22 protein-coding genes and 1 riboswitch are annotated in these 25,018 nt (G+C 70.4%); of the genes, 17 read left to right on the forward strand and 5 right to left on the reverse strand.

Annotated elements, in window-relative coordinates:
• Positions 1 to 63: 63 nt before the first annotated feature.
• Complete coding sequence (locus RWH43_RS01780) at positions 64 to 1,170, reverse strand: BMP family lipoprotein (RefSeq protein ID WP_230704284.1); 1,107 nt, start codon at positions 1,168 to 1,170, stop codon at positions 64 to 66.
• A 194-nt stretch (positions 1,171 to 1,364) separates the two neighbouring features.
• Positions 1,365 to 2,483, reverse strand: coding sequence for a mannose-1-phosphate guanylyltransferase (locus RWH43_RS01785; protein WP_154096064.1), 1,119 nt, complete (start codon positions 2,481 to 2,483; stop codon positions 1,365 to 1,367).
• Between the two features lie 212 nt (positions 2,484 to 2,695).
• Here RWH43_RS01785 and sdhC point away from each other — a divergent pair, with 212 nt between their 5' ends.
• From sdhC to RWH43_RS01865, 16 genes are all read left to right on the forward strand, one after another.
• Complete coding sequence (sdhC, locus tag RWH43_RS01790; RefSeq protein WP_144829024.1) at positions 2,696 to 3,130, forward strand: succinate dehydrogenase, cytochrome b556 subunit; 435 nt, start codon at positions 2,696 to 2,698, stop codon at positions 3,128 to 3,130.
• Positions 3,130 to 3,588 carry a succinate dehydrogenase hydrophobic membrane anchor subunit gene (locus tag RWH43_RS01795; protein WP_144829026.1) on the forward strand — a complete coding sequence of 153 codons (459 nt, stop codon included), beginning with the start codon at positions 3,130 to 3,132 and terminating at the stop codon, positions 3,586 to 3,588. Before sdhC ends, RWH43_RS01795 begins: the two co-directional genes overlap by 1 nt.
• Positions 3,589 to 3,646: 58 nt before the next feature.
• On the forward strand, positions 3,647 to 5,476 hold the full coding sequence (gene sdhA, locus RWH43_RS01800; RefSeq protein WP_316000503.1) for a succinate dehydrogenase flavoprotein subunit: 1,830 nt from the start codon (positions 3,647 to 3,649) through the stop codon (positions 5,474 to 5,476).
• 1 nt (position 5,477) lies between these two features.
• Positions 5,478 to 6,263 carry a succinate dehydrogenase iron-sulfur subunit gene (locus RWH43_RS01805; RefSeq protein ID WP_154096065.1) on the forward strand — a complete coding sequence of 262 codons (786 nt, stop codon included), beginning with the start codon at positions 5,478 to 5,480 and terminating at the stop codon, positions 6,261 to 6,263.
• A 162-nt stretch (positions 6,264 to 6,425) separates the two neighbouring features.
• Positions 6,426 to 7,625 (forward strand): YihY/virulence factor BrkB family protein, encoded by a 1,200-nt coding sequence (locus RWH43_RS01810; RefSeq protein WP_316000504.1) that lies wholly within the window; start codon positions 6,426 to 6,428, stop codon positions 7,623 to 7,625.
• Positions 7,626 to 7,716: 91 nt separating this feature from the next.
• Complete coding sequence (locus RWH43_RS01815; protein WP_316000505.1) at positions 7,717 to 8,565, forward strand: exodeoxyribonuclease III; 849 nt, start codon at positions 7,717 to 7,719, stop codon at positions 8,563 to 8,565.
• 205 nt (positions 8,566 to 8,770) lie between these two features.
• Positions 8,771 to 9,775, forward strand: a complete 1,005-nt coding sequence (trpS, locus tag RWH43_RS01820) for a tryptophan--tRNA ligase (protein ID WP_154096067.1) — start codon at positions 8,771 to 8,773, stop codon at positions 9,773 to 9,775.
• 153 nt (positions 9,776 to 9,928) lie between these two features.
• The gene (locus RWH43_RS01825; RefSeq protein WP_316000506.1) at positions 9,929 to 10,486 is read left to right on the forward strand and encodes a GNAT family N-acetyltransferase; all 558 of its coding nucleotides are present in this window, start codon (positions 9,929 to 9,931) and stop codon (positions 10,484 to 10,486) included.
• Between the two features lie 52 nt (positions 10,487 to 10,538).
• A complete protein-coding gene (locus tag RWH43_RS01830; RefSeq protein ID WP_144829041.1) occupies positions 10,539 to 11,402 on the forward strand; it encodes an Fpg/Nei family DNA glycosylase in 864 nt (287 codons plus the stop codon).
• A gap of 262 nt (positions 11,403 to 11,664) precedes the next feature.
• Positions 11,665 to 11,813: riboswitch (FMN riboswitch) on the forward strand.
• 56 nt (positions 11,814 to 11,869) lie between these two features.
• Positions 11,870 to 12,943 carry a bifunctional diaminohydroxyphosphoribosylaminopyrimidine deaminase/5-amino-6-(5-phosphoribosylamino)uracil reductase RibD gene (gene ribD, locus RWH43_RS01835; protein ID WP_316000507.1) on the forward strand — a complete coding sequence of 358 codons (1,074 nt, stop codon included), beginning with the start codon at positions 11,870 to 11,872 and terminating at the stop codon, positions 12,941 to 12,943.
• Positions 12,943 to 13,599, forward strand: coding sequence for a riboflavin synthase (locus RWH43_RS01840; RefSeq protein ID WP_230704280.1), 657 nt, complete (start codon positions 12,943 to 12,945; stop codon positions 13,597 to 13,599). Before ribD ends, RWH43_RS01840 begins: the two co-directional genes overlap by 1 nt.
• A complete protein-coding gene (gene ribA, locus RWH43_RS01845; RefSeq protein ID WP_144829050.1) occupies positions 13,596 to 14,864 on the forward strand; it encodes a GTP cyclohydrolase II in 1,269 nt (422 codons plus the stop codon). The genes RWH43_RS01840 and ribA overlap by 4 nt, the downstream gene beginning before the upstream one ends.
• Positions 14,864 to 15,337 (forward strand): 6,7-dimethyl-8-ribityllumazine synthase, encoded by a 474-nt coding sequence (ribH, locus tag RWH43_RS01850; RefSeq protein ID WP_316000508.1) that lies wholly within the window; start codon positions 14,864 to 14,866, stop codon positions 15,335 to 15,337. The genes ribA and ribH overlap by 1 nt, the downstream gene beginning before the upstream one ends.
• 478 nt (positions 15,338 to 15,815) lie before the next feature.
• Positions 15,816 to 16,169, forward strand: coding sequence for a Fe-S protein (locus RWH43_RS01855; protein WP_316000509.1), 354 nt, complete (start codon positions 15,816 to 15,818; stop codon positions 16,167 to 16,169).
• A gap of 180 nt (positions 16,170 to 16,349) precedes the next feature.
• Positions 16,350 to 17,804, forward strand: a complete 1,455-nt coding sequence (locus tag RWH43_RS01860; protein ID WP_316000510.1) for an MFS transporter — start codon at positions 16,350 to 16,352, stop codon at positions 17,802 to 17,804.
• A gap of 247 nt (positions 17,805 to 18,051) precedes the next feature.
• The gene (locus tag RWH43_RS01865) at positions 18,052 to 19,929 is read left to right on the forward strand and encodes an ABC transporter ATP-binding protein (RefSeq protein ID WP_316000511.1); all 1,878 of its coding nucleotides are present in this window, start codon (positions 18,052 to 18,054) and stop codon (positions 19,927 to 19,929) included.
• A gap of 182 nt (positions 19,930 to 20,111) precedes the next feature.
• Here RWH43_RS01865 and RWH43_RS01870 read toward each other — a convergent pair whose 3' ends face one another.
• Both RWH43_RS01870 and RWH43_RS01875 read right to left on the reverse strand, forming a co-directional pair.
• Positions 20,112 to 21,575, reverse strand: a complete 1,464-nt coding sequence (locus RWH43_RS01870; protein ID WP_316000512.1) for an FtsX-like permease family protein — start codon at positions 21,573 to 21,575, stop codon at positions 20,112 to 20,114.
• On the reverse strand, positions 21,572 to 22,336 hold the full coding sequence (locus RWH43_RS01875) for an ABC transporter ATP-binding protein (RefSeq protein WP_144829068.1): 765 nt from the start codon (positions 22,334 to 22,336) through the stop codon (positions 21,572 to 21,574). The genes RWH43_RS01870 and RWH43_RS01875 overlap by 4 nt, the downstream gene beginning before the upstream one ends.
• Positions 22,337 to 22,506: 170 nt before the next feature.
• Here RWH43_RS01875 and RWH43_RS01880 point away from each other — a divergent pair, with 170 nt between their 5' ends.
• Positions 22,507 to 22,962, forward strand: a complete 456-nt coding sequence (locus RWH43_RS01880; protein ID WP_144829071.1) for a hypothetical protein — start codon at positions 22,507 to 22,509, stop codon at positions 22,960 to 22,962.
• 102 nt (positions 22,963 to 23,064) lie between these two features.
• Here RWH43_RS01880 and RWH43_RS01885 read toward each other — a convergent pair whose 3' ends face one another.
• The gene (locus RWH43_RS01885) at positions 23,065 to 24,954 is read right to left on the reverse strand and encodes a phosphoenolpyruvate carboxykinase (GTP) (protein ID WP_316000513.1); all 1,890 of its coding nucleotides are present in this window, start codon (positions 24,952 to 24,954) and stop codon (positions 23,065 to 23,067) included.
• Positions 24,955 to 25,018: the final 64 nt, after the last annotated feature.

Here is a 25,018-nt window from a genome sequence, read left to right on the forward strand (position 1 = left end):
CCGCCGCCTCACAAGGGAGGGGGAGGCCGGCGTGCGCCGACCTCCCCCGCACAGCGAGCGGACTCAGCCGGCCAGGTAGGACTCGACCTTGATCTTGCCGCTGATGATGTCGGCCTTCAGGGCGTCGACCTTCGAGGTGAGGTCGGACGACACGCGGTCGGACCAGTCGTGGTACGGGGCGATGCCCACACCGTCGTTCTCGAGCGTGCCGATGAACGGGGTGACGTCGAAGTTGCCCTCGCCCGCGGCGACGATGGCGTCCTTCGTACCCACGTCGATGCCCTTGAGAATCGAGGTGAGCAGCAGGCTGCCGATCGAGGGGTCGGTCTCGAACACGTCGGCGTCCACGCCGACGAGCGCGATCTCGCGACCGGCGTCCTGGATGGCGACGGCGGCCGACTGGTAGATCGGGCCACCGACGGGCAGCAGCACGTCGACGTTCTGGTCGATCAGGGCCTGAGCGGTCTGACGAGCGGTGTCGTTGGCCTCGAAGCCACCGGTGAACGAGCCGTCCTTGGCGGTGCGGTCCCAGCCGACCACGCGGACGTTGGCGCCGTTGTCGGTGTTGTACTTCTCGACGCCCTGCGCGAAGCCGTCCATGAAGATCGTCACGGTCGGGATGTTCATGCCGCCGAAGGTGCCCACGACACCGGTCTTCGAGGTGCCCGCGGCCAGGTAGCCGGCGAGGTACGCCGCCTGAGCGGTGTCGAAGATGATCGGCTTGATGTTGGGGGCGTCGGTCTTGCCGTCGAAGTTCTGGTCGACGGTGTCGTCGATCGAGACGTACTGCAGGTCGGGGTTGGCCGTGGCCGACTCGAGGGCAGCGGGCGCCAGCAGGAAGCCGACGGTGATGATGGTGTTGCAGCCCTGGTCGACCAGGTTCTGCAGGTTCGACGCGAAGTCGGTCTCGGACTGCGACTGCACCTCGATGGGCTTCTTCGAGCCGAGCTCCGACGCGGCGGCGTCGAGGCCCTCCTTGCCGAGCTGGTTGAACGACTTGTCGTCGAATCCACCCGAGTCGGACACCATGCAGGGCAGGTAGTCGCTGGCGCCGGCAGCGGCACCACCGGATGCGCCGTTGCTCTCGGGTGCGGCGCCGCAACCGGCGAGCAGCGCCGCGGCGCCGATCATGGCGAGGCCGCTGACGACGGCCTTCTTCGTGGTCTTCACGAATGGTCCTCCAAGACGGATGCCCCCAACGGGTTCGGGGGACGATCCCGTCACGTTACCTACTGTGTCGCGGTGCTCGTGACCGGGGAGCCGCCGTGCGAGCCAATGGTTACAAAGACGCAATCTCGCGTCATGAGACCGCCACACGCCCTCCGCCCGAAGGCACCGGATGCCACGTGGTGTGGCATCCGGTCTCAGAGCACGTCGCCGCGACCGGTCAGCTTGAGCGCGTCCACGACGCCCTTCACGCGCTGGGCGTTCTCGCTGGTCGTGACCAGGAGCGCGTCGGGTGTGTCGACCACGACGATGTCGCGCACGCCGATGAGGCTGATGACGCGCTTGGTCTGCGAGACCACGATGCCGCTGGAGGCGTCGGAGAGCACCCGCGCGTCTTCGCCGAGGATGGCGAGCTCGTTGCGGCCGCCCGAGGAGTTGAGCTTGGACAGGCTGGCGAAGTCGCCCACGTCGTCCCAGTCGAAGTGCCCGGGGATGACGGCCAGCCGGCCCTTCTCGGCCGCGGGCTCGGCGACGGAGTAGTCGATCGCGATCTTCTTCAGACCCGGCCAGATGCGGTCGACCGCGGGGCCGCGGCGCTCGCGGTCGTCCCAGGCCTCGGCCAGTTCGAGCAGACCCGCGTGCAGCTCGGGCTCGTTGACGGCGAGCTCCGCCAGCAGCACGTCGGCGCGGGTGATGAACATGCCCGCGTTCCACAGGTAGGCGCGGTCGGCGAAGTACTCCTTCGCCGTCTCGAGGTCGGGCTTCTCGACGAAGCGCTCGACGATGTAGGCCTCGGGGGCGCCCTCGACGATCAGCTCGGCCGCCTGCTTGATGTAGCCGAAGCCGACCGAGGGTTCGGCCGGCTGGATGCCGATCGTGCAGATGTAGCCCTCGCGGGCGACGGCCACGGCCTGGTGCACCGCGAACTCGAACTGCCGCGTCTGGCGGATGACGTGGTCGGCCGCGAACGAACCGATGATCACGTCGGGCTCGCGGCGCACGAGGATCGCCGCAGCGAGCCCGATCGCGGCCGACGAGTCGCGCGGCTCCGACTCGAGGAACACGTTGTGGTCGGGAACGCCCGGCAGCTCGCGCTCGACCGCGGCGCGGTGCGCGCGACCGGTGACGACGGCGATGCGGTCGTCGCCCGACAGCGGGGCGAGGCGGTCCCACGTGTCGCGCAGGAGCGTCTGTCCCGAGCCGGTGAGGTCGTGGAGGAACTTGGGTGCGTCGGCCCGGGACAAGGGCCACAACCGGCTGCCGATCCCTCCGGCGGGGATCACGGCGTAGAAATCGTCGATCGCAGGGTTTGCCATGGCACCGACACTAGCGTTCGCACCCCGTTCTTCCCGCGCGCGCAGGGGACGGAACACCGGGTGAACGGCATCCGGGATATCTCGATATCGAGAGAGTCTTAGGCGCCCCTAATCCCCGCCGTTCATAGCCCGGCCGTAGTATTCAATGGCGCCCGTGTGACGCTCGGGGCCCGTGCGAGGCCCCACACCGTGTTCGATCAGGGAGGACGACCGTGTCAGCACCAGCACGTGCCACGCCGTCGGTGAAAGAGACCACCTCGAAGAGGCCCCGCGGCACTCTGTACCGGGGTCGCGAAGGAATGTGGTCGTGGGTGCTTCACCGCATCACCGGCGTCGCCATCTTCTTCTTCCTCCTAGTGCACATCCTCGACACGGCGCTCATCCGCGTCTCGCCCGAGGCATATGACGCCGTCATCGCGCAGTACAAGAACCCGATCATGGGTCTCGGCGAGGTGGCCCTGGTGGCCGCGATCGCGTACCACGCGTTCAACGGCCTGCGCATCATCCTCGTGGACTTCTGGCCCTGGGCCACGCGCCACCAGCGTCAGCTGTGGTGGGGCGTGCTGGGTCTGTGGGTCGTCACGATGCTCGGGTTCACCCCGCGCCACCTGATCAACGTCTTCAGCGCCGTCACCGGGAGCCACTGATGTCCGTCGCCCAAGAAGCCGCCACGATCCCCGCCCCCCGCACGCCCAGCGTGCGCAAGAAGGGCTCCAACCTCGAGAAGTGGGGCTGGATCTACATGCGCGCCTCCGGCGTGCTGCTGATCGTCCTGATCTTCGGCCACCTCTTCGTCAACCTGATGACCGGCGAGGGCATCCACCAGATCGACTTCGCGTTCGTCGCGGGCAAGCTCGCCTCGCCGTTCTGGCAGTGGTGGGACGTGCTGATGCTCTGGCTCGCCCTGATCCACGGCGCCAACGGCATGCGCACGATCGTCAACGACTACGTCGGCAACGCAACCGTCCGGAAGATCCTCGTCGGCTCCCTGTGGGTCTCGGCCGGATTCCTCATCCTGCTCGGCACTCTCGTGGTCTTCACCTTCGACCCCTGCATCGGCGTGACCGAGTCCAGCAGCCTGTGGGACGTGTGCCGCGCGGCCTGAGCCGACGGCATCCCTTCTCCCCCGACGTCTTCCCCCTGACAGCAGAGGCATTGCACACGTGAGCACTCAGACCAGTTCGGACTCGATCATCAAAGACGGCGTCCACTACCACCAGTTCGACGTCGTCATCGTCGGCGCCGGCGGCGCGGGCATGCGCGCGGCCATCGAGGCCGGCCCCGGCGCGAAGACCGCCGTCATCTCGAAGCTCTACCCCACGCGTTCGCACACCGGCGCGGCGCAGGGCGGCATGGCCGCGGCGCTGGCCAACGTCGAAGAGGACTCCTGGGAGTGGCACACCTTCGACACCATCAAGGGCGGCGATTACCTCGTCGACCAGGATGCCGCGGAGATCCTCGCCAAAGAGGCCATCGACGCCGTCATCGACCTCGAGAACATGGGCCTGCCGTTCAACCGCACGCCCGAGGGCAAGATCGACCAGCGCCGTTTCGGCGGGCACACCGCCGACCACGGCAAGACGCCCGTGCGCCGTGCCTGCTACGCCGCCGACCGCACCGGTCACATGATCCTGCAGACGCTGTTCCAGAACTGCGTCAAGCTCGGCATCAACTTCTTCAACGAGTTCTACGTGCTCGACCTCGTCACCGTGAAGGATGACGCCGGCAAGACCCAGGTCGCCGGTGTCGTGGCCTACGACCTGGCCACGGGCGAGCTGCACGTGTTCCAGTCGAAGGCCGTCATCTTCGCGACCGGCGGTTTCGGCAAGATCTTCAAGACCACCTCCAACGCCCACACCCTCACCGGTGACGGCGTCGGCATCGTGTGGCGCAAGGGCCTGCCGCTGGAGGACATGGAGTTCTTCCAGTTCCACCCGACCGGCCTCGCCGGTCTCGGCATCCTTCTCACCGAGGGTGCCCGCGGTGAGGGCGCGATCCTGCGTAACGCGAGCGGTGAGCGCTTCATGGAGCGCTACGCCCCCACCATCAAAGACCTCGCGCCCCGCGACATCGTCGCCCGCTGCATGGTGCAGGAAGTAGCCGAAGGCCGCGGCGCCGGCCCCCACCGCGACTACGTGCTGCTGGACTGCACGCACCTGGGCGCCGAGGTGCTCGAGACCAAGCTCCCCGACATCACCGAATTCGCCCGCACCTACCTGGGCGTCGACCCGGTGGTCGAGCCGGTGCCGGTCATGCCGACCGCGCACTACGCGATGGGCGGCATCCCCACCAACATCAAAGCCGAGGTGCTCGCCGACAACGACACCGTCGTCCCGGGCCTGTACGCCGCCGGTGAGTGCGCGTGCGTCTCGGTGCACGGCTCGAACCGCCTCGGCACCAACTCGCTGCTCGACATCAACGTCTTCGGCAAGCGCGCCGGCCGCAACGCCGTCGAGTACGTCAAGACCGCCGACTTCGTGCCGCTCCCCGAAGACCCCGCCGCCGAGGTGCGCGGGCTCATCGAAGACCTGCGCAACAACAGCGGAACCGAGCGCATCGCGGTGCTGCGCAAGACGCTGCAGGACGAGATGGACAAGGGCGCGCAGGTGTTCCGCACGCACGAGTCGCTGGCCCACGTCATGGACGTGATCGCCGATCTGCGCGAGCGTTACAAGAACATCCACGTCGACGACAAGGGCAAGCGCTTCAACACCGACCTGCTCGAGGCCGTCGAGCTGGGCTTCCTGCTCGACCTCGCCGAGGTCGTCGTCTACTCGGCGCAGAACCGCGAGGAGAGCCGCGGCGGTCACATGCGCGACGACTTCCCCACGCGCGACGACGAGAACTACATGCAGCACACCATGGCGTACCTGTCGGGCGACCCCCACTCGTCGCACCCGGCCGATCACATCGAACTCGGCTGGAAGCCCGTGGTGTTCACCAAGAACGAGGCCGGGGAGCTCCGCTACCCGCCGCTGGAGAGGAAGTACTGAGATGGCATCCACCGTCGTCGAGACCGTAGACACCTCCGACGAGGTCGTGGAGACCCCCGAAGACACCGGGATCCAGTCGTTCCTCGTCACCTTCAACATCCGTCGCTTCGACCCCGAGGTCGACGACGAGCCGCGCTGGGTCGATTACGACGTGGAGCTCTACTCCACCGACCGCGTGCTCGACGCCCTGCACAAGATCAAGTGGGAGGTCGACGGTTCGCTGTCGTTCCGCCGATCGTGCGCGCACGGCATCTGCGGATCGGATGCCATGCGCATCAACGGCCGCAACCGCCTCGCCTGCAAGACGCTGATCAAGGATCTCGACATCTCGCAGCCGATCTACGTCGAGGCGATCAAGGGCCTGCCGCTCGAGAAGGACCTCATCGTCGACATGGAGCCGTTCTTCGCCTCCTACCGCGAGGTGCAGCCCTTCCTCATCTCGAACTCCAAGCCCGAGCCCGGCAAGGAGCGCGTGCAGTCGATCGTCGACCGCGAGGTCTTCGACGACACCACCAAGTGCATCCTGTGCGCCGCGTGCACCTCGTCGTGCCCCGTGTTCTGGACCGACGGTCAGTACTTCGGTCCCGCCGCGATCGTCAACGCGCACCGCTTCATCTTCGACTCGCGCGACGACGCGGGCGACGTGCGCCTCGACATCCTCAACGACAAAGAGGGCGTGTGGCGCTGCCGCACCACCTTCAACTGCACCGAGGCGTGCCCGCGCGGCATCGAGGTCACCAAGGCCATCGCCGAGGTCAAGCAGGCCGTCCTCCGCGGCGGTCGCTGACCCTTAGCCTCTCGAACGGCGGGTGCGGTCCCTGAGCTTGTCGAAGGGGGCGCCCCGCCGTTCGGCGTTTCCGGGTGACCTTCCGCCGGTGGAAAGGGGGGTCCGGATGCCGCGACCCGGCGCGACGCGAGCCCCCGGCATCCGTTCATCTAGGCTTTCCAGGTGACCGAGACCGCCCCCGACCCGCGTCCGCTGCCCGCGGTGCGCGCCGAGGACACCTCGTTGCGGGAGCGCCTCGCGGAGGCCCAGACGGCGGTGCGCGGGCGACTCGACCAGCCCCTCGCGCGGGCGCAGCGCATCGCGCAGTGGTTCCCGATCCGGGTCTGGCGGCACTTCCTGCAGCACAACGGCTTCCTGCTCGCCGCCGGCATGAGCTACCAGGGATTGTTCGCCGTCTTCTCGGCGCTGTACCTCGCGTTCGCGGGCGTGGGTATCTGGCTGGGCGGCAGCACGAGCGCGATCACCGGGCTCATCCGCATCGTCAACAGCTACATCCCCGGGCTGATCAGCGAGAACGGACTCGTCGGCCGCGACCAGGTCGAGGCCGTGGCGCAGGAGAGCGGGCGCCTGCTCACCGTCACCGGCATCGTCGCCGTCGTGGTGGTCGTCTGGACGGCGATCGGCTTCGTTACCTTCACCCGTCGCGCCGTGCGCGACACCTTCGGGCTCCCCTTCGACCTGCGCAACTACGTGATGCTCAAGGCCCGCGACTTCGTGGCCTCGGTGTTGTTCGGTATCTCGCTGCTCGTCGGCGCTCTGCTGGGTTCGGTGACCACCGGCGCCGTCGACCTCGTGTTCGGGCTCATCGGGTGGGATCGCGAGACCCTCGGCTGGTCGATCGGGGCGCGCCTGGTCTCGCTCGTCGTGGCGTTCGGCATCAACACCGTCGCCCTCGCCTCGCTGTTCCGCTTCTTGACCGGCACGACGCTGTCGTGGCGGCGCGCGTGGCCCGGCGCCATCGTCGGGGCGACCGGCATCGTCGTGCTGCAGGTGGCCGCCGGTTTCCTCTTCGTCTACACCCCCTCGAACCCGCTGCTGGCGACCTTCACGGTGCTCATCGGATTTCTGCTGTGGTTCCGCTTCATCGGCATCGTGATCCTCGTCTCGGCGGCGTGGATCGCGGTGGCCGCGGGCGATCGCGACGTGCCGCTGCGCTCCCCCGAAGACCGCCGGGCGATGGAGCAGGCCGCCCTCGTCATCGCCGCCCAGGTGGGTCTGCGCGAGGCCGAGAAGGCGTTCGCGATGTCGCGATGGCCGCTGCGCTGGCGTGCGAAGCGTCGGGTGATCGCCGCCGAGAAGAACCTCGCGCGGGCCGAGGCCGACGTGCCCGCTCCGCGGCGGACGTCGCTGCTGCCCGACTGAGCGGGTTCGGATCCCGATGCCGGCGGCCGGGCGCGCAGCCCCGTCCCGCCCGCACGGGCTCGATGTCGGAGGTCGTGGATAGGCTCGTGGGGTGGCTCGTTCCGTGCGTATCGTCTCCGTCAACGTCAATGGCATCCGTGCCGCCGTCCGCAAGGGCATGGTCGAGTGGCTCGACGCCTCCGGCGCCGACATCGTCACCCTGCAAGAGGTGCGGGCCACCGCAGACCAGCTCGCCGAGGCCCTCCCCGGGTGGGAGATCGTCAACGACGAAGCCCTCGCGAAGGGGCGCGCGGGAGTCGCCATCATCAGCCGTCTGCCCGGCGTCGAGACCCGCACGCACCTCGGCCCCGAGCCGCTCGACGCGTCGGGCCGGTGGATCGAGACCGACTTCGACATCGACGGCGAGACCGTCACCATCGTCAGCGCCTACGTGCACAGCGGCGAGGTCGACACCCCCAAGCAAGACGCGAAGTGGCTGTTCCTCGACGCGATGGAGCGCCGCCTCGCCGAGCTCACCGCCTCGAGCGAGCTGGCCCTCGTCACCGGCGACCTGAACGTCGGCCACCGCGAGCTCGACATCAAGAACTGGCGCGGCAACCGAAAGAACGCCGGCTTCCTCCCGCGCGAGCGGGCCTACTTCGACCGCTTCTTCGGCCCCGCGGGCGAGCAGGTCGAGGGCGTCGACGGGTCGACCGGCACCGGCCTCGGCTGGATCGACGTGGGCCGCCGCGCCATGGGCGAGATCGAGGGGCCGTACACGTTCTGGTCGATGCGCGGAAAGGCGTTCGACACCGACAGCGGCTGGCGCATCGACTACCACGTCGCCACTCCCGCCCTGGCCGAGCGGGTCACCTCCTACCGGGTCGACCGCGCCCCGTCGTACGACACCCGGTGGAGCGATCACTCCCCCGTGATCGTCGACTACACGCTCGGGCACTGACCTCGGGCGTCGCATTCGTCGTACGCCGGGAGCGGGTCGCGCCGTGGGCCACGGTTTGCGTCGCGCGCGGGCCCTCCCGACCTCGGCATCCGGTCGCCTGACGCCGAGCGCGGAGCACTGTGGTCGTCGCCGGGAGCCGGGTATCGGCATCCGGACCCTTTTCCGACGGAAGGTCGGCCCCGCGCACGCGGCCTAGGATCGTACGGTGACCACCGAGCGCCTCTACTCCGGAATGCAGCCCTCCGCCGACAGCCTTCAGATCGGCAACTACATCGGGGCCCTCCTGCAGTGGCGCGACCTCCAGGACCAGTACGACGCCTTCTTCTCGGTCGTCGACCTGCACGCCCTGACGCAGCCCGGCGACCCCGCCGAGCGTCGCGAGAAGACCCGCCGCACCGCCGCCCAGTACATCGCCGCCGGCATCGAGCCCTCGCGCTCCACGCTGTACGTGCAGTCGCACGTGCCCGCGCACGCCGAGCTGCAGTGGGTGCTGTCGACCCTCACGGGCTTCGGCGAGGCCGGGCGCATGACCCAGTTCAAAGACAAGTCGGCCCGCTACGGCACGGATGCCACCAACGTCGGCCTCTTCACCTACCCGGTGCTGATGGCCGCCGACATCCTGCTGTACCAGACCGACGTCGTGCCCGTCGGCGACGACCAGAAGCAGCACATCGAGCTCACGCGCGACCTGGCCGAGCGCTTCAACCAGCGCTTCGGCGAGACCTTCACCGTGCCGAAGCCCGTCATCCAGCGCGAGACCGCCCGCATCTACGACCTGCAGAACCCCACGGCCAAGATGTCGAAGTCGGCCGAGTCCGACGCGGGCGTGCTGTGGCTGCTCGACGACCCCAAGGTCAGCGCGAAGAAGATCATGCGCGCCATGACCGACTCGGAGGGGTCGGTGCGCTTCGACCGCGAAACCAAGCCCGGCGTGTCGAACCTGCTCGTCATCTACTCGGCCCTCACCGGCCGCGAGATCACCTCGATCGAAGACGAGTACGCGGGCCGCGGGTACGGCGACTTCAAGAAGGGCCTCGCCGAGGTCGTCGTCAACGAGTTCGAGCCGGTGCGTGCGCGGGCCACGGAACTGCTCGACGACCCCGCCGAGCTCGACCGCGTGCTCGCCGTGAACGCCGGCAAAGCGGCATCCGTCGCCGAGAAGACCCTCACCGACGTGTACGACCGCATCGGCCTGCTCCGCCGCGGCTGAGTTTTCGGCTGTTCGACGCCCGCGCGACTCGCTGAGTCGCGCGGGCGTCGTGGTTCGGGGGCGGGGCTAGGCGGCAGGTGCTCGGCGCGAGCGGCACGACTCCTGCGGGAGCTGTGCCGCGGACAGGCCCGCCGCGACCGGTAGCGTGGCCGGATGGAACCGGAGATCCTGCGCACCGCCCGCCTCGAGCTGTCGGCGCCGCGCGAGAGCGACGTGGCTGCGATCCACGCGGAGTGTCAGGATGGCGCGATCCAGCGGTTCACGACGGTGCCGTCGCCCTACCTTCCGGCCGACGCCGAGACGTTCGTCGAACTGACGCGAACGTGGTGGGCCGAGGGGTCGGAGGCGACGTGGGCGATCCGCCTCGAAGGGCGACTGGTCGGCATGGTGGGCCTGGCGAAACTGTCATCGGGTGGTCCCGAGATCGGCTACTGGGTCTCGTCGAGCGTGCGCGGGCAGGGGCTGGCCACCGAGGCGGTGCGGGCCGTGGTCGGCTGGGGCTTCGCCGCCGAACGGCCGGCGGTGCAGCGCATCGAGTGGCGTGCGGTCGTGGGCAACGCCGGGTCGGCGCGCGTGGCGCAGACGGTGGGGTTCCGCTATGAAGGGCTGCTGCGGCAGGCGGGCGCGAATTCGCTGGGGCGCTCCGACATGTGGGTGGGCGGGCTGCTGCGCTCCGACGACCGCGACCCGCAACCCTGGCCCGTGCTGTAGGCCGGAGGCAAGGGCCTGCGCCGATGTCGGAGGTCCGTGGCAGCATGGCCGCATGCCGGAGATGCCAGAGGTCGAGGGGCTCGTCGAATACCTGCGCGGGCGGGTGACGGGACTGCGTGTCGACAAGGCCACCGTGTCGGCCATCAACGCACTGAAGACTTACGACCCGCCGCTCACCGCGCTGGTCGGGGCCCACGTGACGGGTGTCGATCGCCACGGCAAGTTCGTCGACGTCTCGACCGATGCGGGCGTGCACCTGGTGTTCCACCTCGCCAAGGCGGGGTGGCTGCGGTGGTACGACGCGCTGCCCGCGACGATCATCAAGCCCGGCAAGACGCCGATCGCACTGCGCGTCGGCTTCGACGACGGCTCGGGGTTCGACCTCACCGAGGCCGGTACCAAGAAGTCGCTCGCCGTGTACGCCGTGCGCTCCCCCGCCGAGGTGCCGGGCATCGCGCGGCTCGGTCCCGACCCGCTGAGCGCCGGCTTCGACCGCGCGACGTTCGGCTCGCTGCTCGAGGGCCGTCGCACGCAGATCAAGGGCGTGCTGCGCGACCAGTCGATCATCGCGGGGGTCGGCAACGCCTACTCCGACGAGATCCTGCACGCGGCCAAGATGTCGCCGTACGCGCTGGCGGCGAATCTGTCGGATGCCGAGGTCGACCACCTCTACGGCGCGATGACGACGACGCTGGCCGAGGCGATCGAGGCGGCCCGCGGCAAACCGCCGGCGGAGTTGAAGGATGCCAAACGGCGAGGCATGCGCGTACACGGGCGGCGCGGCGAGGCGTGCCCCGTCTGCGGCGATGAGGTGCGCAGCGTGTTCTTCGCCGACAACTCCCTCGAGTACTGCCCCACCTGCCAGACGGGCGGAAAGCTGCTCGCCGACCGCCGGCTGTCGCGACTGCTGAAGTGACCCGACGCCACGGTGGTTCCTGCCAGGGTGCGCGCGTCCGCGCCGCGATGCGCGCTCCGGCCACGGACCGTGCGCCCGCGCCCCTGCACGCGTCGGCGCCCCGATGCGCGCGGCCAGCCACGATGCCCGCGTCGCCGCCCCGCTGCGCGCGTCCGGCCAGGGTGTGCGCCTTCGCGCCCCGGCGCGGGAGTACCACGAAACGTCGCAGCGTGACGGGGAATGAAACCGCTCGAGCGGCGTTGAGTAGACTCCGAAGAGCAAAAACGTGCTCCGGGGTCGGTGAGAATCCGAACCGGCGGTGATAGTCCGCGAACCCCTCCGCTCACGCGGTGGGGCCGATCCGGTGGAATTCCGGGACCGACGGTGATGCGAGGGTCAGCCCCCGCTAGTCCGGATAGGAGGCAGCACGGACGGCGCGACGCGCCTTCCCGCTGGCCCTGCCCCGAATCCGCGGGAAGGACAGGGAAATGGCATCCGCCGTCGAGATCGACGCCATGCGGCGAGCGCTGCAGCTCGCCCGGCGCGGCCCGCGCGGGCTCAACCCGCAGGTCGGCGCCGTGATCCTCTCGCCCGAGGGCGAGATCCTCGCCGAAGGCTTCCACCGCGGAGCCGGCACCGCGCACGCCGAGGTCGACGCGCTCTCGCAGCTCGCCCCCGGCGACGCCCGCGGGGCGACCGCCGTCGTGACCCTCGAGCCGTGCAACCACACCGGTCGCACCGGCCCCTGCGCCGTCGCGCTCATCGAGGCGGGAGTCGCCCGCGTGGTCTTCGCGCTCGACGACCCCACCGACGCCGCGGCCGGCGGCGCCGATCGCCTGCGCGCAGCCGGCGTCGACGTCGAGTCGGGACCCGAGGCGGATGCCGCCGAGGCACTCGTCGCCGACTGGACGCACCTGCAGCGCACCGGCCGCCCGCACGTCACGGTGAAGTGGGCGCAGAGCCTCGACGGTCGCGCCGCCGCCGACGACGGCACGAGCCAGTGGATCACCGGACCCGACGCCCGACGCGACGTGCATGCGCGCCGTGCGCAGGCCGACGCGATCGTCGCCGGCACGGGCACCGTGCGCTCCGACGACCCCGCGCTGACCGCGCGAGCGGACGACGGGACGCTGCTCGAGCACCAGCCGATGCCCGTGATCATCGGCGAGAGCGAGACGGCTCCGAATGCCGCGGTGCGCCGCCACCCCCGCGACCCCCTCTTCTGTTCGACGCACGACCTGCACGCGGTGCTCGCCGACCTCGCCGAACAGGGCGTGCAGCGCGTGTTCGTCGAGGGCGGGCCGACGCTGGCGAGCGCGTTCGTGCGCGAGGGTCTCGCCGACGAACTGCTCGTCTATGTCGCCCCCGTGCTGCTGGGCGGTTCGCGCCTCGCTCTGGGAGATGTGGGCGTGCCGAGCATCGACGCGGCAAAGCGCCTGACCGTGGCATCCGTCACCCCCCTCGGCGACGACCTGCTGATCGTCGCCCGCCCGGCCGAGACCGGGCCCCGAAACCCCGAGACTGTGCCCGCGACCGCGGGCGAGAACGAAGGAGACGCCTGATGTTCACCGGAATCGTCGAAGAGATCGGCGCCGTCACGGCCGTCGAGCCGTCGGGCGACGGCGTGCGCCTGACCCTGCGCGCCCCCCTGTCGGTGTCGGACGCCGGCCACGGCGACTCGATCTCGGTGAGCGGCGTGTGCCTCACCGTCGTCGACCAGGGCGATGACTGGTTCACCGCCGACGTGATGAAGCAAACCCTCGACATGTCGACGCTCGCGGGCGTCGCCCCGGGCCTCCCGGTCAACCTCGAGCGCGCGACCGCCGCGCACGGACGCCTGGGCGGGCACATCGTGCAGGGCCACATCGACGGCACCGGCGTCGTGCGCGAGGTGCGGCCCGGCGCGCAGTGGAGCGTCGTGCGTGTCGGTATCCCGGCCCACCTCGCCCCGCTCGTGGTCGACAAGGGGTCGATCGCGATCGACGGCGTCTCGCTCACCGTCAGCGCCGTGAGCGAAGCCTCCGAGCCCGAGCCGTGGCTCGAGGTCTCGCTGATCCCCGAAACGCTCGAGGCCACGACCCTCGGCCGCGCCGAAGCCGGCACCCCCGTGAATCTCGAAACCGACATCCTGGCCCGTCATGTCCAGCGCATGCTCGCCTTCCGCACGACAGAGAATCCCGCGGCGACCGCCGCACAGACCGAGAGGGGCTCCCGATGAGCCTGTCCACCATCCCCGAGGCCCTGGAGGCCCTGCGTCAGGGTCGACCGATCCTGGTCGCCGACGACGAGAACCGCGAGAACGAGGGCGACGTCATCATCTCGGCGCAGCTCGCGACCCCCGAGTGGCTCGCCTGGACCGTGCGGTGGTCCAGCGGATACGTCTGCGCCCCCATGCCCGGCGAGTGGGCCGACCGCCTCGACCTGCCGCCCATGGTCGAGGTCAACCAGGACGCCCGCGGCACCGCGTACACGGTCAGCGTCGACGCGGCATCCGGGGTCACCACCGGCATCAGCGCCGCCGACCGCGCGCGCACCCTCAACGTGCTGTCCGACCCCGCGTCGGTTCCGACCAGCCTCATCCGCCCCGGACATGTGCTGCCGCTGCGCGCCGTCGACGGCGGCGTGCGCGAGCGCGCGGGCCACACCGAGGCCGCGGTCGACCTCATGCGTCTCGCGGGACTCGAGCCCGTCGGCGCGATCGCCGAGGTCGTCGCCGAAGACGGCAGCATGATGCGCCTGCCCGGACTCTTCGAGCTCGGCGAGCGCGACGGCATCCCGGTCATCACGATCGAACAGCTCATCGGCTACCTCAACGAGACCGACCCGCTGCCCGCGACCGCCCCCGCCCGCCGCCGGGTGAGCCTGCGCGCCGAGTCGAACGTGCCCACCTCGCACGGCACCTTCCGCTTCCTCGCGTACAAGGACCGCATCACCGGCACCGACCACCTCGCCGTCGTGTCGGGCGACCTGTCCGACGAAGCCCCGCTCGTGCGGGTGCACTCCGAGTGCCTGACGGGTGAGGCCTTCGGTTCGCTCAAGTGCGAGTGCGGTCCGCAGCTCGAGGCGGCCCTCGACACGATCGACCGCGACGGCGGCATCGTGATCTACATGCGCGGACACGAGGGTCGCGGCATCGGCCTGATCAACAAGCTGCGCGCCTACAACCTGCAGGAGCGCGGCATGGACACCGTCGACGCCAACCTCGCCCTCGGCCTGCCCGCCGACGCGCGCGACTACGCCGCCGCCGCCGGCATCCTGACCGACCTCGGCGTCGAGAAGGTGCGCCTGCTGACGAACAACACCGACAAGGTCGCGCAGCTGCGCGGCTTCGGTCTCGACGTCGTCGAGCAGGTTCCGCTGCTCGTGGGCGTCGGCCCGAACAACCACCAGTACCTCGAGACGAAGCGCGACCGCATGGGTCACATCATCGCCGAGGACGACCTGCGCGACGCCCTCGCGCACATGAAGGAAGAGAGCGCCTGATGGCCGGCAGTGGAGCGCCCGAGACCGGCGGCGTCGACGCGTCGGGTCTGAACGTCGTCGTGGTCGCGGGAACGTGGCACGAGGTCATCACGAACGGTCTGATCGCGGGCGCCAAGCGCGTGCTCGACGCGACCGGCGCGACCTACCGCGTCGTGCGGGTCCCCGGCTCGTTCGAGCTGCCCGTCGCGGCCCGCGCGGCCTTTGAGGGCGGGGCGGATGCCGTGGTGGCCCTGGGCGTGATCATCCGGGGCGGCACGCCGCACTTCGAGTTCGTCTCGTCGGCGGCCACCGACGGCCTGACCCGCGTCGCGCTCGACGCCGGCAAGCCCGTCGGCTTCGGCGTGCTGACGCTGGACGACGAGCAGCAGGGCCTCGACCGTGCGGGCCTGGAAGGCTCCAAGGAGGACAAGGGCGAAGAGGCCGCGGATGCCGCGATCCGCACCGCCCTGGTGCTGCGCGAGCTGCGCGGCTGACGCGTTCTTCACGACGGGCCCGGCGACCTCTGCGGTCGCCGGGCCCGTTCGCGTTCGCGGGCCGGAGGGAGGTGGCTGAGCCTGTCGAAGCCACCGGGCGTCCGCGGGTCGAGGCGGCCCTTCGACAAGCTCAGGGACCGCTCGCGGGCTCAGGGCCAAAGCGAGGTGGCTGAGCCTGTCGAAGCCACCGGGCGTCCGCGGGACGGGGCCGAAGCGAGGTGGCTGAGCCTGTCGAAGCCACCGGGCGTCCGCGGGACGGGGCCGAAGCGAGGTGGCTGAGCCTGTCGAAGCCACCGGGCGTCCGCGGGTCGAGGCCGAAGCGAGGTGGCTGAGCCTGTCGAAGCCACCGGACGTCCGCGGGTCGGGGGCGGCCCTTCGACAAGCTCAGGGACCGCTCGCGGGACGGGCTCAGCGGCCGCGCGGGCTGTGAGGCCCGCCTTGCTGGCGGCGCTGCCGCGGTATCCCTACCCTGACGGGTATGGAGATCCTGCGGAACGTCGTCGTCCTGGTCCACCTCGTCGGCTTCGCCATCCTCTTCGGCGCGTGGGTCGTCGAGGCCGCCGCCCGCCGTATCCGCGTGACCCCGCTGATGAACTACGCGCTGGTCATCTCCCTCGTGACCGGCCTCGCTCTCTCGGCGCCGTGGGGCCTCGACCACGACCTCAACTACGCCAAGATCGGCGTGAAGCTCGTCGTGCTGCTCATCATCGGCGCACTGTTGGGCATCGGCTCGGCCCGACAGAAGCGCACCGGGTCGCTGTCTCCGGCGATCTTCTGGCCCATCGGCATCCTGGCCCTGCTCAACGCCGGTCTCGCCGTCATCTGGCGCTGACCACCCGCGTCGGGGCCACGCTCAGCGCGCGCATAGACTGGAGGGTCTAGACGCCCCTCACTCGGGGACGTCGCCGGTGCCTCCGCCCGTGCGCTCTCTCACCACCACCCCCGTGACCGCTGCGCGCCACCGCTGCGCCCCACCCCGGACGCGAACGAAGACCCTTCCCGTCAGGCAGTCATGACCACGTCATCCCCCTCCACTCGCTCGACCCCGGCCGCACCGGCCAACCCGCGTTCGCGCGTCATCACCGCGAGCCTCATCGGCACCACGATCGAGTTCTACGACTTCTACGCGTACGCCACGGCGGCCGTGCTCGTGTTCCCGGTGCTCTTCTTCCCCACCGGCAACGAGACCACCTCGCTGCTGCTGTCGTTCAGCGTCTTCGGCGCCGCGATGGTCGCGCGCCCCCTCGGTGCCGTCGTGTTCGGCCACTTCGGCGACCGCTTCGGCCGCAAGGCCACCCTCGTGGCATCCCTTCTCACAATGGGTGTCGCGACCTTCCTCATCGGCTGCCTGCCGACCTTCAACGAGATCGGCGTCTGGGCCGCGGTGCTGCTGCTGATCATGCGTCTCGCGCAGGGCTTCGCCCTCGGCGGCGAGTGGTCGGGCGCGGCGCTGGTCGCCACCGAGAACGCCCCGAGGGGCAAGCGCGCCCTGTTCGGCACGTTCCCGCAGCTGGGCGCCCCGATCGGCTTCATCATCGCCAACACGGTGTTCCTCGTGATCAACTTCGCGCTGCCGCACCCCGACGGCACCGCTCAGCGCTCCGCCGAGTTCCTCACCTGGGGCTGGCGCGTGCCGTTCCTGTTCTCGGCGATCATGGTCATCGTCGGCCTCTACGTGCGCCTCAAGCTCGTCGAGAGCGAGTCGTTCGCGAAGGCCGAGAAGAGCGGCGCGATCCGCAAGTTCCCGCTCGGCGAGGTGCTCCGCCGCAACTGGAAGCAGCTGATCCTCGGCACGTTCATCATGCTGGCGACCTACGTGCTCTTCTACCTGATGACGAGCTTCACGCTGTCGTACGGCACCAAGCCCACCGCCGAGGGAGCCGCCGCCGCGGCCGAGAAGGCCGGCACCGCGTTCGACGCCGCCGCCTACGTGCCCGGCCTCGGATTCGGCTACACCGACTTCGTGATCATGCAGATCATCGGCGTGGTGTTCTTCGGCGTCTTCACGATGCTCTCCGGCCCCGTCGCCGACGCGATCGGCCGTAAGCGCCTGCTCATCGGCGTGACCATCGCGATCATCGTGTTCGGTCTGCTGTTCTCGGTGTTCCTGCTGCCCGCGACCGACCCGAAGTTCACCGGAGCGCTGGTGCAGGCGTTCCTGGTGTTGGGCTTCCTGCTCATGGGTGCGACGTTCGGCCCGATGGGCGCGGTGCTGCCGGAACTGTTCCCGACCAACACCCGCTACACCGGCTCGGCGATCTCGTACAACGTCTCGTCGATCCTGGGCGCCGCCCTCGCGCCGATCGTCGCGGTCGCGCTGTGGGCCGCCGGCGACGGCAACCCGTGGCTCGTGGGCGTGTACCTCTCGGTCATGGGCGTGCTGACGCTCATCGCTCTCGTGCTCTCGCCCGAGACGAAGGACGTCGACTACGACGACAACATCGCCGCCGGAGCGACCGCGCCGTAACCACGCGTTCGCATCGGACACCGGATGCCACGGGGCCCAGGCCTCGTGGCATCCGTCGTTCCGACAGGACTTCGTCGTTGTACGGGCCGAACTCCGGACATCCGCAACCGCGCGAGGAGCCCGGACTGCTCGCATCGCGGTGAGTCGATGAATTCTCCGGAGTTGTGCACGCCGTCGAGCGGACCGACCGGCGGTGTCGGTGGTGCGGGGTACGGTCGAAGCACCCCATTCTTCTCCCGAGGTGAGCATGTCGTTTCCCGCTCCCGCGCGTGGTCGGCGCGGCCGCCGCGCGCCCGAAGGCCCGCGCGCGTCGTTCCGCCAGCTGGTCCCCTTCCTGCTCGAGCACAAGCGCACGCTCGTCGTCGTCGCCGTGCTCAGCGTGCTCGGCGCCGCCGCCACGCTCGCGCAGCCGCTGCTCGTCGGCGAGGTCATCTCGCGCGTGCAGGCCAGCGTGCCCCTCGGCGCCCTGGTGTGGCTGCTGGTGGGCTTCGTCGTGCTGTCGTCTGTGATCTCGGGCTTCCAGCACTATCTGCTGCAGCGCACCGGCACCGCGGTGGTGTTCTCGAGCCGGCGGCGGCTCATCGCGCGCATCCTGCGCCTGCCCATCAGCGAGTTCGACGCGCGTCGCACGGGCGATCTCGTCTCGCGCGTGGGCACCGACACGACCCTGCTCTACGCGGTGCTGACGCAGGGCTTCGCGGATGCCGTGGGCAACGCCCTCATCCTCGTCGGCGCGGTCATCGCGATGGCCTTCATCGACCCGCTGCTGCTCGGGCTCATCGTGGTGGTGGTCGGCGCCTCTCTCGCGGTGGTCGTGCTGCTGAGCACACGGATCCGCGCGGCATCCGCCGATCAGCAGGCGAAGGTCGGCGAACTCTCCTCGGGCGTCGAGCGCGCCGTCGGCTCGATCCGCACGATCCGCGCGTCGGGCGCGACCGAGCGCGAGATCGCGGCAGTGACCGAGAACGCCACGGCCGCCTACGCCGCGGGCGTGCGCATCGCGCGGGTCTCGGCGCTCATCGTGCCGATCGCCTTCGTCGCCCTGCAGGTGTCGCTGCTGGTCGTGCTCGGCGTCGGCGGATACCGCGTGGCCTCCGGCGCCATCGACGTCGCCTCGCTCGTCACCTTCGTGATCTTCCTCTTCCTGCTCGTGCAGCCCCTGGCCTCGGCGATCGGCGCGATCACCTCGGTCAACCAGGCGCTGGGCGCGCTGGGGCGCATCCAAGAGGTGCTCGACCTCCCCCTCGAAGACGACGCCGACCGTCCCTCGTCGCCTGCGGCGGTTCCGGATGCCGCGGCCCTGACGTTCCGCGATGTGCACTTCCGCTATCCCGACAACGTCGTGAAGGCGCGCGAGGCCGCCGCCGCGGAGGCCCGCTCGGTGCTCGAGCAGGCGCACCTCGAGCGCGCGGCCGACGAGACCGCCGCCGAGGTCGACGATGACCGCGACGTGCTGCGCGGGGTGTCGTTCGAGGTGCCGCGCGGATCGCGCGTCGCCCTCGTCGGCCCCTCGGGGGCGGGCAAGAGCACGATCCTCGCCCTCATCGAGCGCTTCTACGACCCGACCGGCGGCGCGATCCTCGTCGACGGGGTCGACGCGCGCGACCTCTCCCGCGATGACCTTCGCGCCCGCTTCGGCTACGTCGAGCAGGATGCGCCGACCCTGGCCGGCACGATCGCCGACAACCTGCGACTCGCCTCTCCCGCGGCATCCGACGCCGACTGCGAGCGGGTGCTGCGCGCGGTCAACCTCGGCGACGTGCTCGAGCGCAGCCCGCTCGGCGTCGAGGCTCCCGTGGGCGAAGACGGCGTCATGCTCTCGGGCGGAGAACGCCAGCGCCTTGCGATCGCCCGCGCGCTGCTGGCCGCTCCCCCGGTGCTGCTGCTCGACGAATCGACCTCGTCGCTCGACGGCGTCAACGAGCAGCGCATGCGCGAGGCGATCGACGCCGTCGCGACCGACCGCACCCTGCTCGTCATCGCGCACCGCCTCTCGACGGTCGTCGACAGCGACCTCATCGTGGTGCTCGACAAGGGCCGGGTCGTGGGTCGGGGCACGCACAGCGAGCTCGTGGCATCCACTCCGCTTTACCGCGATCTGGCGAAGCACCAGCTGCTCGTCTGAGCGGGGCGGCGGGCGGTGGGACAGCGGCGGGCGCGTGCCTCGCTCCGAACGCGAGACTGCATCTCGCTGACAAGCCCGTTGTAGCCTGACGCCGAGATGTCAGCCGGATGCAGTCTCGCGATCGCATGGGCCCGGGCCGCCGCGATACCCGACCCCGGTGCGGTCAGGGACCGGCCGGCGGATCAGTCGCCCGCGAGGGCGTCGATCGGCGACACCGCGGTGGCCAGGCGCGTGGGCGCGACGGCGGCGACAGCGGTGAGCAGCGCGGTGGCCACCGCGACGATCCCCACGGTCGCCCACGGGATGCTCGGCAGCAGGAACGTCGGCGACGAGAACTCCGGCGGGACGCCGACCGAACCGAGCAGCGACTGCGCTCCCGCCCAGCCGTAGATCACGCCGAGCACGAGCCCGAGGGCCACCGAGGTCACGGTGAGATGTGCGGCCTCGAGCAACACCATCCGCCGGATCTGCGGGGCGGCGAAGCCGAGCGTGCGCAGCAGACCGAGCTCCCGACGGCGCTGGATCACCCCGAGGGTGAGCAGGTTCACCAGACCGACGGCGGCGATGACGGCCGACACGGCGACGAGCGACATCATGATCGTGGCGAAGGTGTCCATGAGCGCGAGCAGTTCCTCCGGCGGTTCGCCGCCGCCCGATCGGATGAGAAGGTCGCGGGCCGACTGCGAGGCGACCGCGAACATCGTCACGAGCGTGACTCCCATCACGACGCCGATCGCCATGCGGCTCGAGCGCTCGGGGTAGCGCAGCGCGTTCTCGGCAGCCAGGCGCGCCTCGGCCGAACGGCCGAACAGACGTCCGGTCACGCGGAGCAGAGGCGGCATGACCACGGTGGCGCCGAGGCTCAGTCCCGTGAACGAGAAGATTCCGCCCACGAACGCCACGACGACGCCGAGGGGTGAGAGAAGCCCCAGGGCGATCCCTGCGGCGAGCACCAGCGTGCCGCCGAAGAAGAGGATCCCCGCGACGATGCGGCGAGCGCGACCGCCGACGGCCTCACTCCGGTCGCGCTCGGTCGCCCCCGAGATCGCCTGCAGGGGCGTCACCTCGAGCACCCGGCGCGAACCGGCCCAGGCGGCGGCCCACGTCGTGAGGGTCACGATCACGGCGGGAGCGACCAGCACCGGCTGCAAAAGCGCGTAGTCGACGTCGATCCCCCACGCGGTGCGCGCCACCGGCAGCAGCGCGGCGGCGACCGCTGTCCCGCCGATCAGCCCCACGACCGCTCCGATGGCCCCCACCACGAGACCCTGTCGCGCGACCCGCACGCGCTCCGACCGAGCCGAGGCCCCGATCAGGCGCATCAGGGCGATCTGCCGCGTCCGGCCGGCGACGATCGTCGCGAAGGTGTTCGTCGTCACGATCGCTGCGACGAACATCGCCACGCCGACCAGCAGCGCGCTGAGGATCGCCACGACCACGACGACGCTCTCGCGACCCGCGAGGTAGGGCGCCGCCAGCAACCACGCGCCGATGAAACCGGTGGCGGCGATGAGCAGCGTGCCGAAGCCGCTCGAGATGGCGGCGACCAGCACCGAGGCACCGAGACCGCGTTCCGCGCGCGGCAGGGCGCGCGGCAGGCGGCGGGGGCGCGGCGCGCCGACGGGCCGCTCGGCGACGGCGCTCACGCTCCGACCTCGGACGAGAGCATGTAGGCCGAGATCGCCTCGGCGCTCTGGCGCGGGGTGTCGGCCACGACGCGGCCGTCGCCGAGGAAGACCACCCGGTCGGCGTGCGAGGCCGCGACGGGGTCGTGCGTCACCATCGCGATCGACTGCCCGTGCTCGCGGCTCGCCGCGGCCAGCAGCGCCAGCACCTCGCGGCCGGTGCGGGAGTCGAGGTTGCCGGTCGGCTCGTCGGCGAAGATCAGGTCGGGCTGCGTCGCCAGGGCCCGCGCGATGGCGACCCGCTGCTGCTGACCGCCCGAGAGCTCGTGCGGGCGGTGACGCAGACGACCGCTCAGTCCCATCGACTCGACGAGCGCGTCGATGCGGCGTCGGGCCTCGGGCGAGGGAGACCGACCGGCCAGCTCGAACGGCAGGGTGATGTTGCCGAGCACGTCGAGCGTCGGCACGAGATTGAACGACTGGAAGACGAACCCGACGCGCGAGCGACGCAGCACGGTCAGGTCGAGGTCGCTGAGCCCGGTGATCTCGGTGTCGCCGATGAACGCGCGGCCCGAGGTCGCGGCATCCAGTCCCGCCATGACGTGCATGAGGGTCGACTTGCCCGAGCCGGACGGTCCCATGATCGCCGTGAATTCGCCGCGGCGGAGGCCGATCGTGACGTCGTCGAGCGCGTGGACGCGCGACTCGCCAGCACCGAAGGTCTTCGTGAGGTTCTGCACTCGCGCGGCCATCGGCGCGGTGTCGGAAGGATTCTGCTGCATGACTTCGACGCTACGAACCACCCCCGACCGGCGGCATCGGCCTGGCGTCGTCTCGTCGTACATCCCGGGGATGACGCTGCACGGGCGGCGGGGTGAAATGCGTCTCGAGAGGGACGGTCGTCATCCCCGGGGACGACGACCCGGCGACCTCACCCGGCCACGATCGAACCATGACATCGCACCGCACCTCACCGCTCCTGTTCGCCCTGGCCGTCGCCGCGGGCGGGGCCCTCACCCTCTCGCTCGCCGGGTGCACCGGCATCGAAGAGGCCCTGTCGCAAGAGGTCACCACGGAGTACACCGACGCCGCCGACGTCGCCGCCCGGGCCGACACCACGGTGCCGTGGCTGCCCGCCGACGCGACCGCGATCGTCGTCAAGACCAAGCGCGACGGCGAGGTCGCCACCGCTCTGGCGCGGAGCGGCTCGCCCCTCGATACGGCGACCTGCGTCGAGATGGAGCGTCAGTCGGCCCCGACCGTGCACATCGACGACGCCCCCGACGTGTACGCGAAGGATCGCGTCTTCGCGTGCGGGGCGTGGTCGGTGATCGCCACGACCGACGGCTGGTACGGCTGGACGCCCAACAGCCCCGGCGAGAAGGAGAAGTCGCCCGCGGCATCGTGAGCGGACGAACACCGACGCCCCTCCCGCGCGCCAAGAACGGGAGGGGCGTCGATTCGAGGGCTCGCCCTGTCCGTGCGAAACGGCGCGGAGGGCGAGCCGGTCTCAGGCGCGCTGCAGGCGGTAGCGCAGCGCGGCGAGCTCGGCGCGCAGGGCGGCCGGCAGGTGCGAACCGAAGGTGTCGTAGAACTCTTCGGTCAGGTCGGCCTCTGCGAGCCACGACGCGCGGTCGATCGAGAACAGCTCCTCGAGGTCGGCGGCGGGCAGGTCGAGACCCGACAGCTCGAGGTCTTCGACCTTGGGCAGGCGGCCGATCGGGCTGTCCACGGCATCCACCTGTCCGTCGACGCGACGGATGATCCAGTCGATCACGCGGGCGTTGTCGCCGAAGCCGGGCCAGAGGAACCGGCCGTCGTCGCCCTTGCGGAACCAGTTCACCTGGAAGATGCGGGGAGCGCGGTCGAAGCGGAGCTTCTGGCCGACCTTCAGCCAGTGGCCGAAGTAGTCGCCCATGTTGTAGCCGCAGAAGGGGAGCATCGCGAAGGGGTCGCGGCGCAGCTCGCCGACGGTACCCTCCTGCGCGGCGGTCTTCTCGCTCGAGACCGTCGAGCCGATGAACACGCCGTGCGACCAGTCGGTCGCCTCGACGACCAGCGGCACATTGGTCGCGCGGCGGCCACCGAACAGGATGACGTCGAGGGGGACGCCCTCGGGGGCCTCCCAGTCCTCGGCGATCTGCGGGCACTGCGCGGCGCCGACGGTGAAGCGCGAGTTGGGGTGCGCGGCGGGACGGCCCGACGCGGGCGTCCAGGCGTTGCCCTCCCAGTCGGTGAGGTGCGGGGGTGCCTCGTCGGTCAGGCCCTCCCACCACACGTCGCCGTCGGGGCGGAGCGCGACGTTGGTGAAGATCGTGTTGCCCCAGAGCGTCTCGATCGCGGTGACGTTGGTCGACTCGCCGGTGCCGGGGGCGACGCCGAAGAAGCCGGCCTCGGGGTTGATCGCCCAGAGGCGCCCGTCTTCACCCGGGCGGATCCACGTGATGTCATCGCCGAGCGTCTCGACGCGCCAGCCGGGGATCGTGGGGCGGAGCATCGCGAGGTTGGTCTTGCCGCAGGCCGAGGGGAACGCGGCGGCCACGTGGTACGCCTTGCCCTTCGGGTCGATCACGCGGATGAGCAGCATGTGCTCGGCGAGCCAGCCCTCGTCGCGGCCGATGACCGAGGCGATGCGCAGAGCGAAGCACTTCTTCGCGAGGATCGCGTTGCCGCCGTAGCCCGAGCCGAACGACCAGACCTCGAGGGTGTCGGGGAAGTGCACGATGTACTTCTCGTCGTTGCAGGGCCACGCGACGTCCTGCTGGCCCGGCGCGAGGGGTGCACCGACCGAGTGGACGGTCTTGACCCACGGCGCTCCGTTCGCGATCTGCTGCGTGACCGAGGTGCCGACGCGGGTCATCACGCCGATGGATGCCACGGCGTAGGCGCTGTCGGTGATCTGCACGCCGATGTGACTCAGGGGCCCGCCGACCGCGCCCATCGAGAACGGCACGACGTACATGGTGCGACCGCGCATCGAGCCCTCGAAGACGCCGTTCAGCGTCTCGCGGATCTCGGCGGGTGCGATCCAGTTGTTGGTGGGACCGGCGTCTTCTTCGCGGTTCGAGGCGATGTAGGTGCGCGACTCGAGCCGGGCGACGTCGCCGGGGTGCGAGCGGGCGAGGTACGAGCCGGGGCGCCACTCGGGGTTGAGCTTGATCAGCTTGCCCTCGTCGACCATGTCGCAGAGCAGGGCGTCGTTCTCGGCCGCCGAGCCGTCGACCCAGTGGATGCGGTCGGGCTGGGTGAGAGCGGCGACCTGGTCGACCCAGGCGGTGAGGGCGGCGAGGCCGGGACCGTCGACGGCCGGGCGCACGCCGTAGCCGGAACGGGCGGGGGCGGTGGGGGCCGCAGCGGCACGGCCGGTGGAGCGGGGGGCCAGGAAGTCGGCGAGTGCCATGTCGTTCTCCTCGGTTGAGAGCGAATATCGGTGTCGTTCCTCCATGGTGCGGGTGCGGAACGCC

The sequence above is a fragment of the Microbacterium algihabitans genome (genome assembly GCF_032464975.1).
GTDB classification, from domain to species: domain Bacteria; phylum Actinomycetota; class Actinomycetes; order Actinomycetales; family Microbacteriaceae; genus Microbacterium; species Microbacterium algihabitans.

Excerpts from the sequence above, each read along its gene's own strand:
- RWH43_RS01865 (WP_316000511.1), top strand. The coding sequence starts at position 18,052 with ATGTCGTTTCCCGCTCCCGCGCGTGGTCGGCGCGGCCGCCGCGCGCCC.
- ribD (WP_316000507.1), top strand. The coding sequence starts at position 11,870 with ATGGCATCCGCCGTCGAGATCGACGCCATGCGGCGAGCGCTGCAGCTC.
- RWH43_RS01840 (WP_230704280.1), top strand. The coding sequence starts at position 12,943 with ATGTTCACCGGAATCGTCGAAGAGATCGGCGCCGTCACGGCCGTCGAG.
- RWH43_RS01860 (WP_316000510.1), top strand. The coding sequence starts at position 16,350 with ATGACCACGTCATCCCCCTCCACTCGCTCGACCCCGGCCGCACCGGCC.
- RWH43_RS01885 (WP_316000513.1), bottom strand. The coding sequence starts at position 24,954 with ATGGCACTCGCCGACTTCCTGGCCCCCCGCTCCACCGGCCGTGCCGCT.
- ribH (WP_316000508.1), top strand. The coding sequence starts at position 14,864 with ATGGCCGGCAGTGGAGCGCCCGAGACCGGCGGCGTCGACGCGTCGGGT.
- RWH43_RS01825 (WP_316000506.1), top strand. The coding sequence starts at position 9,929 with ATGGAACCGGAGATCCTGCGCACCGCCCGCCTCGAGCTGTCGGCGCCG.
- RWH43_RS01805 (WP_154096065.1), top strand. The coding sequence starts at position 5,478 with ATGGCATCCACCGTCGTCGAGACCGTAGACACCTCCGACGAGGTCGTG.
- RWH43_RS01830 (WP_144829041.1), top strand. The coding sequence starts at position 10,539 with ATGCCGGAGATGCCAGAGGTCGAGGGGCTCGTCGAATACCTGCGCGGG.
- RWH43_RS01855 (WP_316000509.1), top strand. The coding sequence starts at position 15,816 with ATGGAGATCCTGCGGAACGTCGTCGTCCTGGTCCACCTCGTCGGCTTC.
- ribA (WP_144829050.1), top strand. The coding sequence starts at position 13,596 with ATGAGCCTGTCCACCATCCCCGAGGCCCTGGAGGCCCTGCGTCAGGGT.
- RWH43_RS01795 (WP_144829026.1), top strand. The coding sequence starts at position 3,130 with ATGTCCGTCGCCCAAGAAGCCGCCACGATCCCCGCCCCCCGCACGCCC.
- RWH43_RS01785 (WP_154096064.1), bottom strand. The coding sequence starts at position 2,483 with ATGGCAAACCCTGCGATCGACGATTTCTACGCCGTGATCCCCGCCGGA.
- RWH43_RS01875 (WP_144829068.1), bottom strand. The coding sequence starts at position 22,336 with ATGCAGCAGAATCCTTCCGACACCGCGCCGATGGCCGCGCGAGTGCAG.
- RWH43_RS01880 (WP_144829071.1), top strand. The coding sequence starts at position 22,507 with ATGACATCGCACCGCACCTCACCGCTCCTGTTCGCCCTGGCCGTCGCC.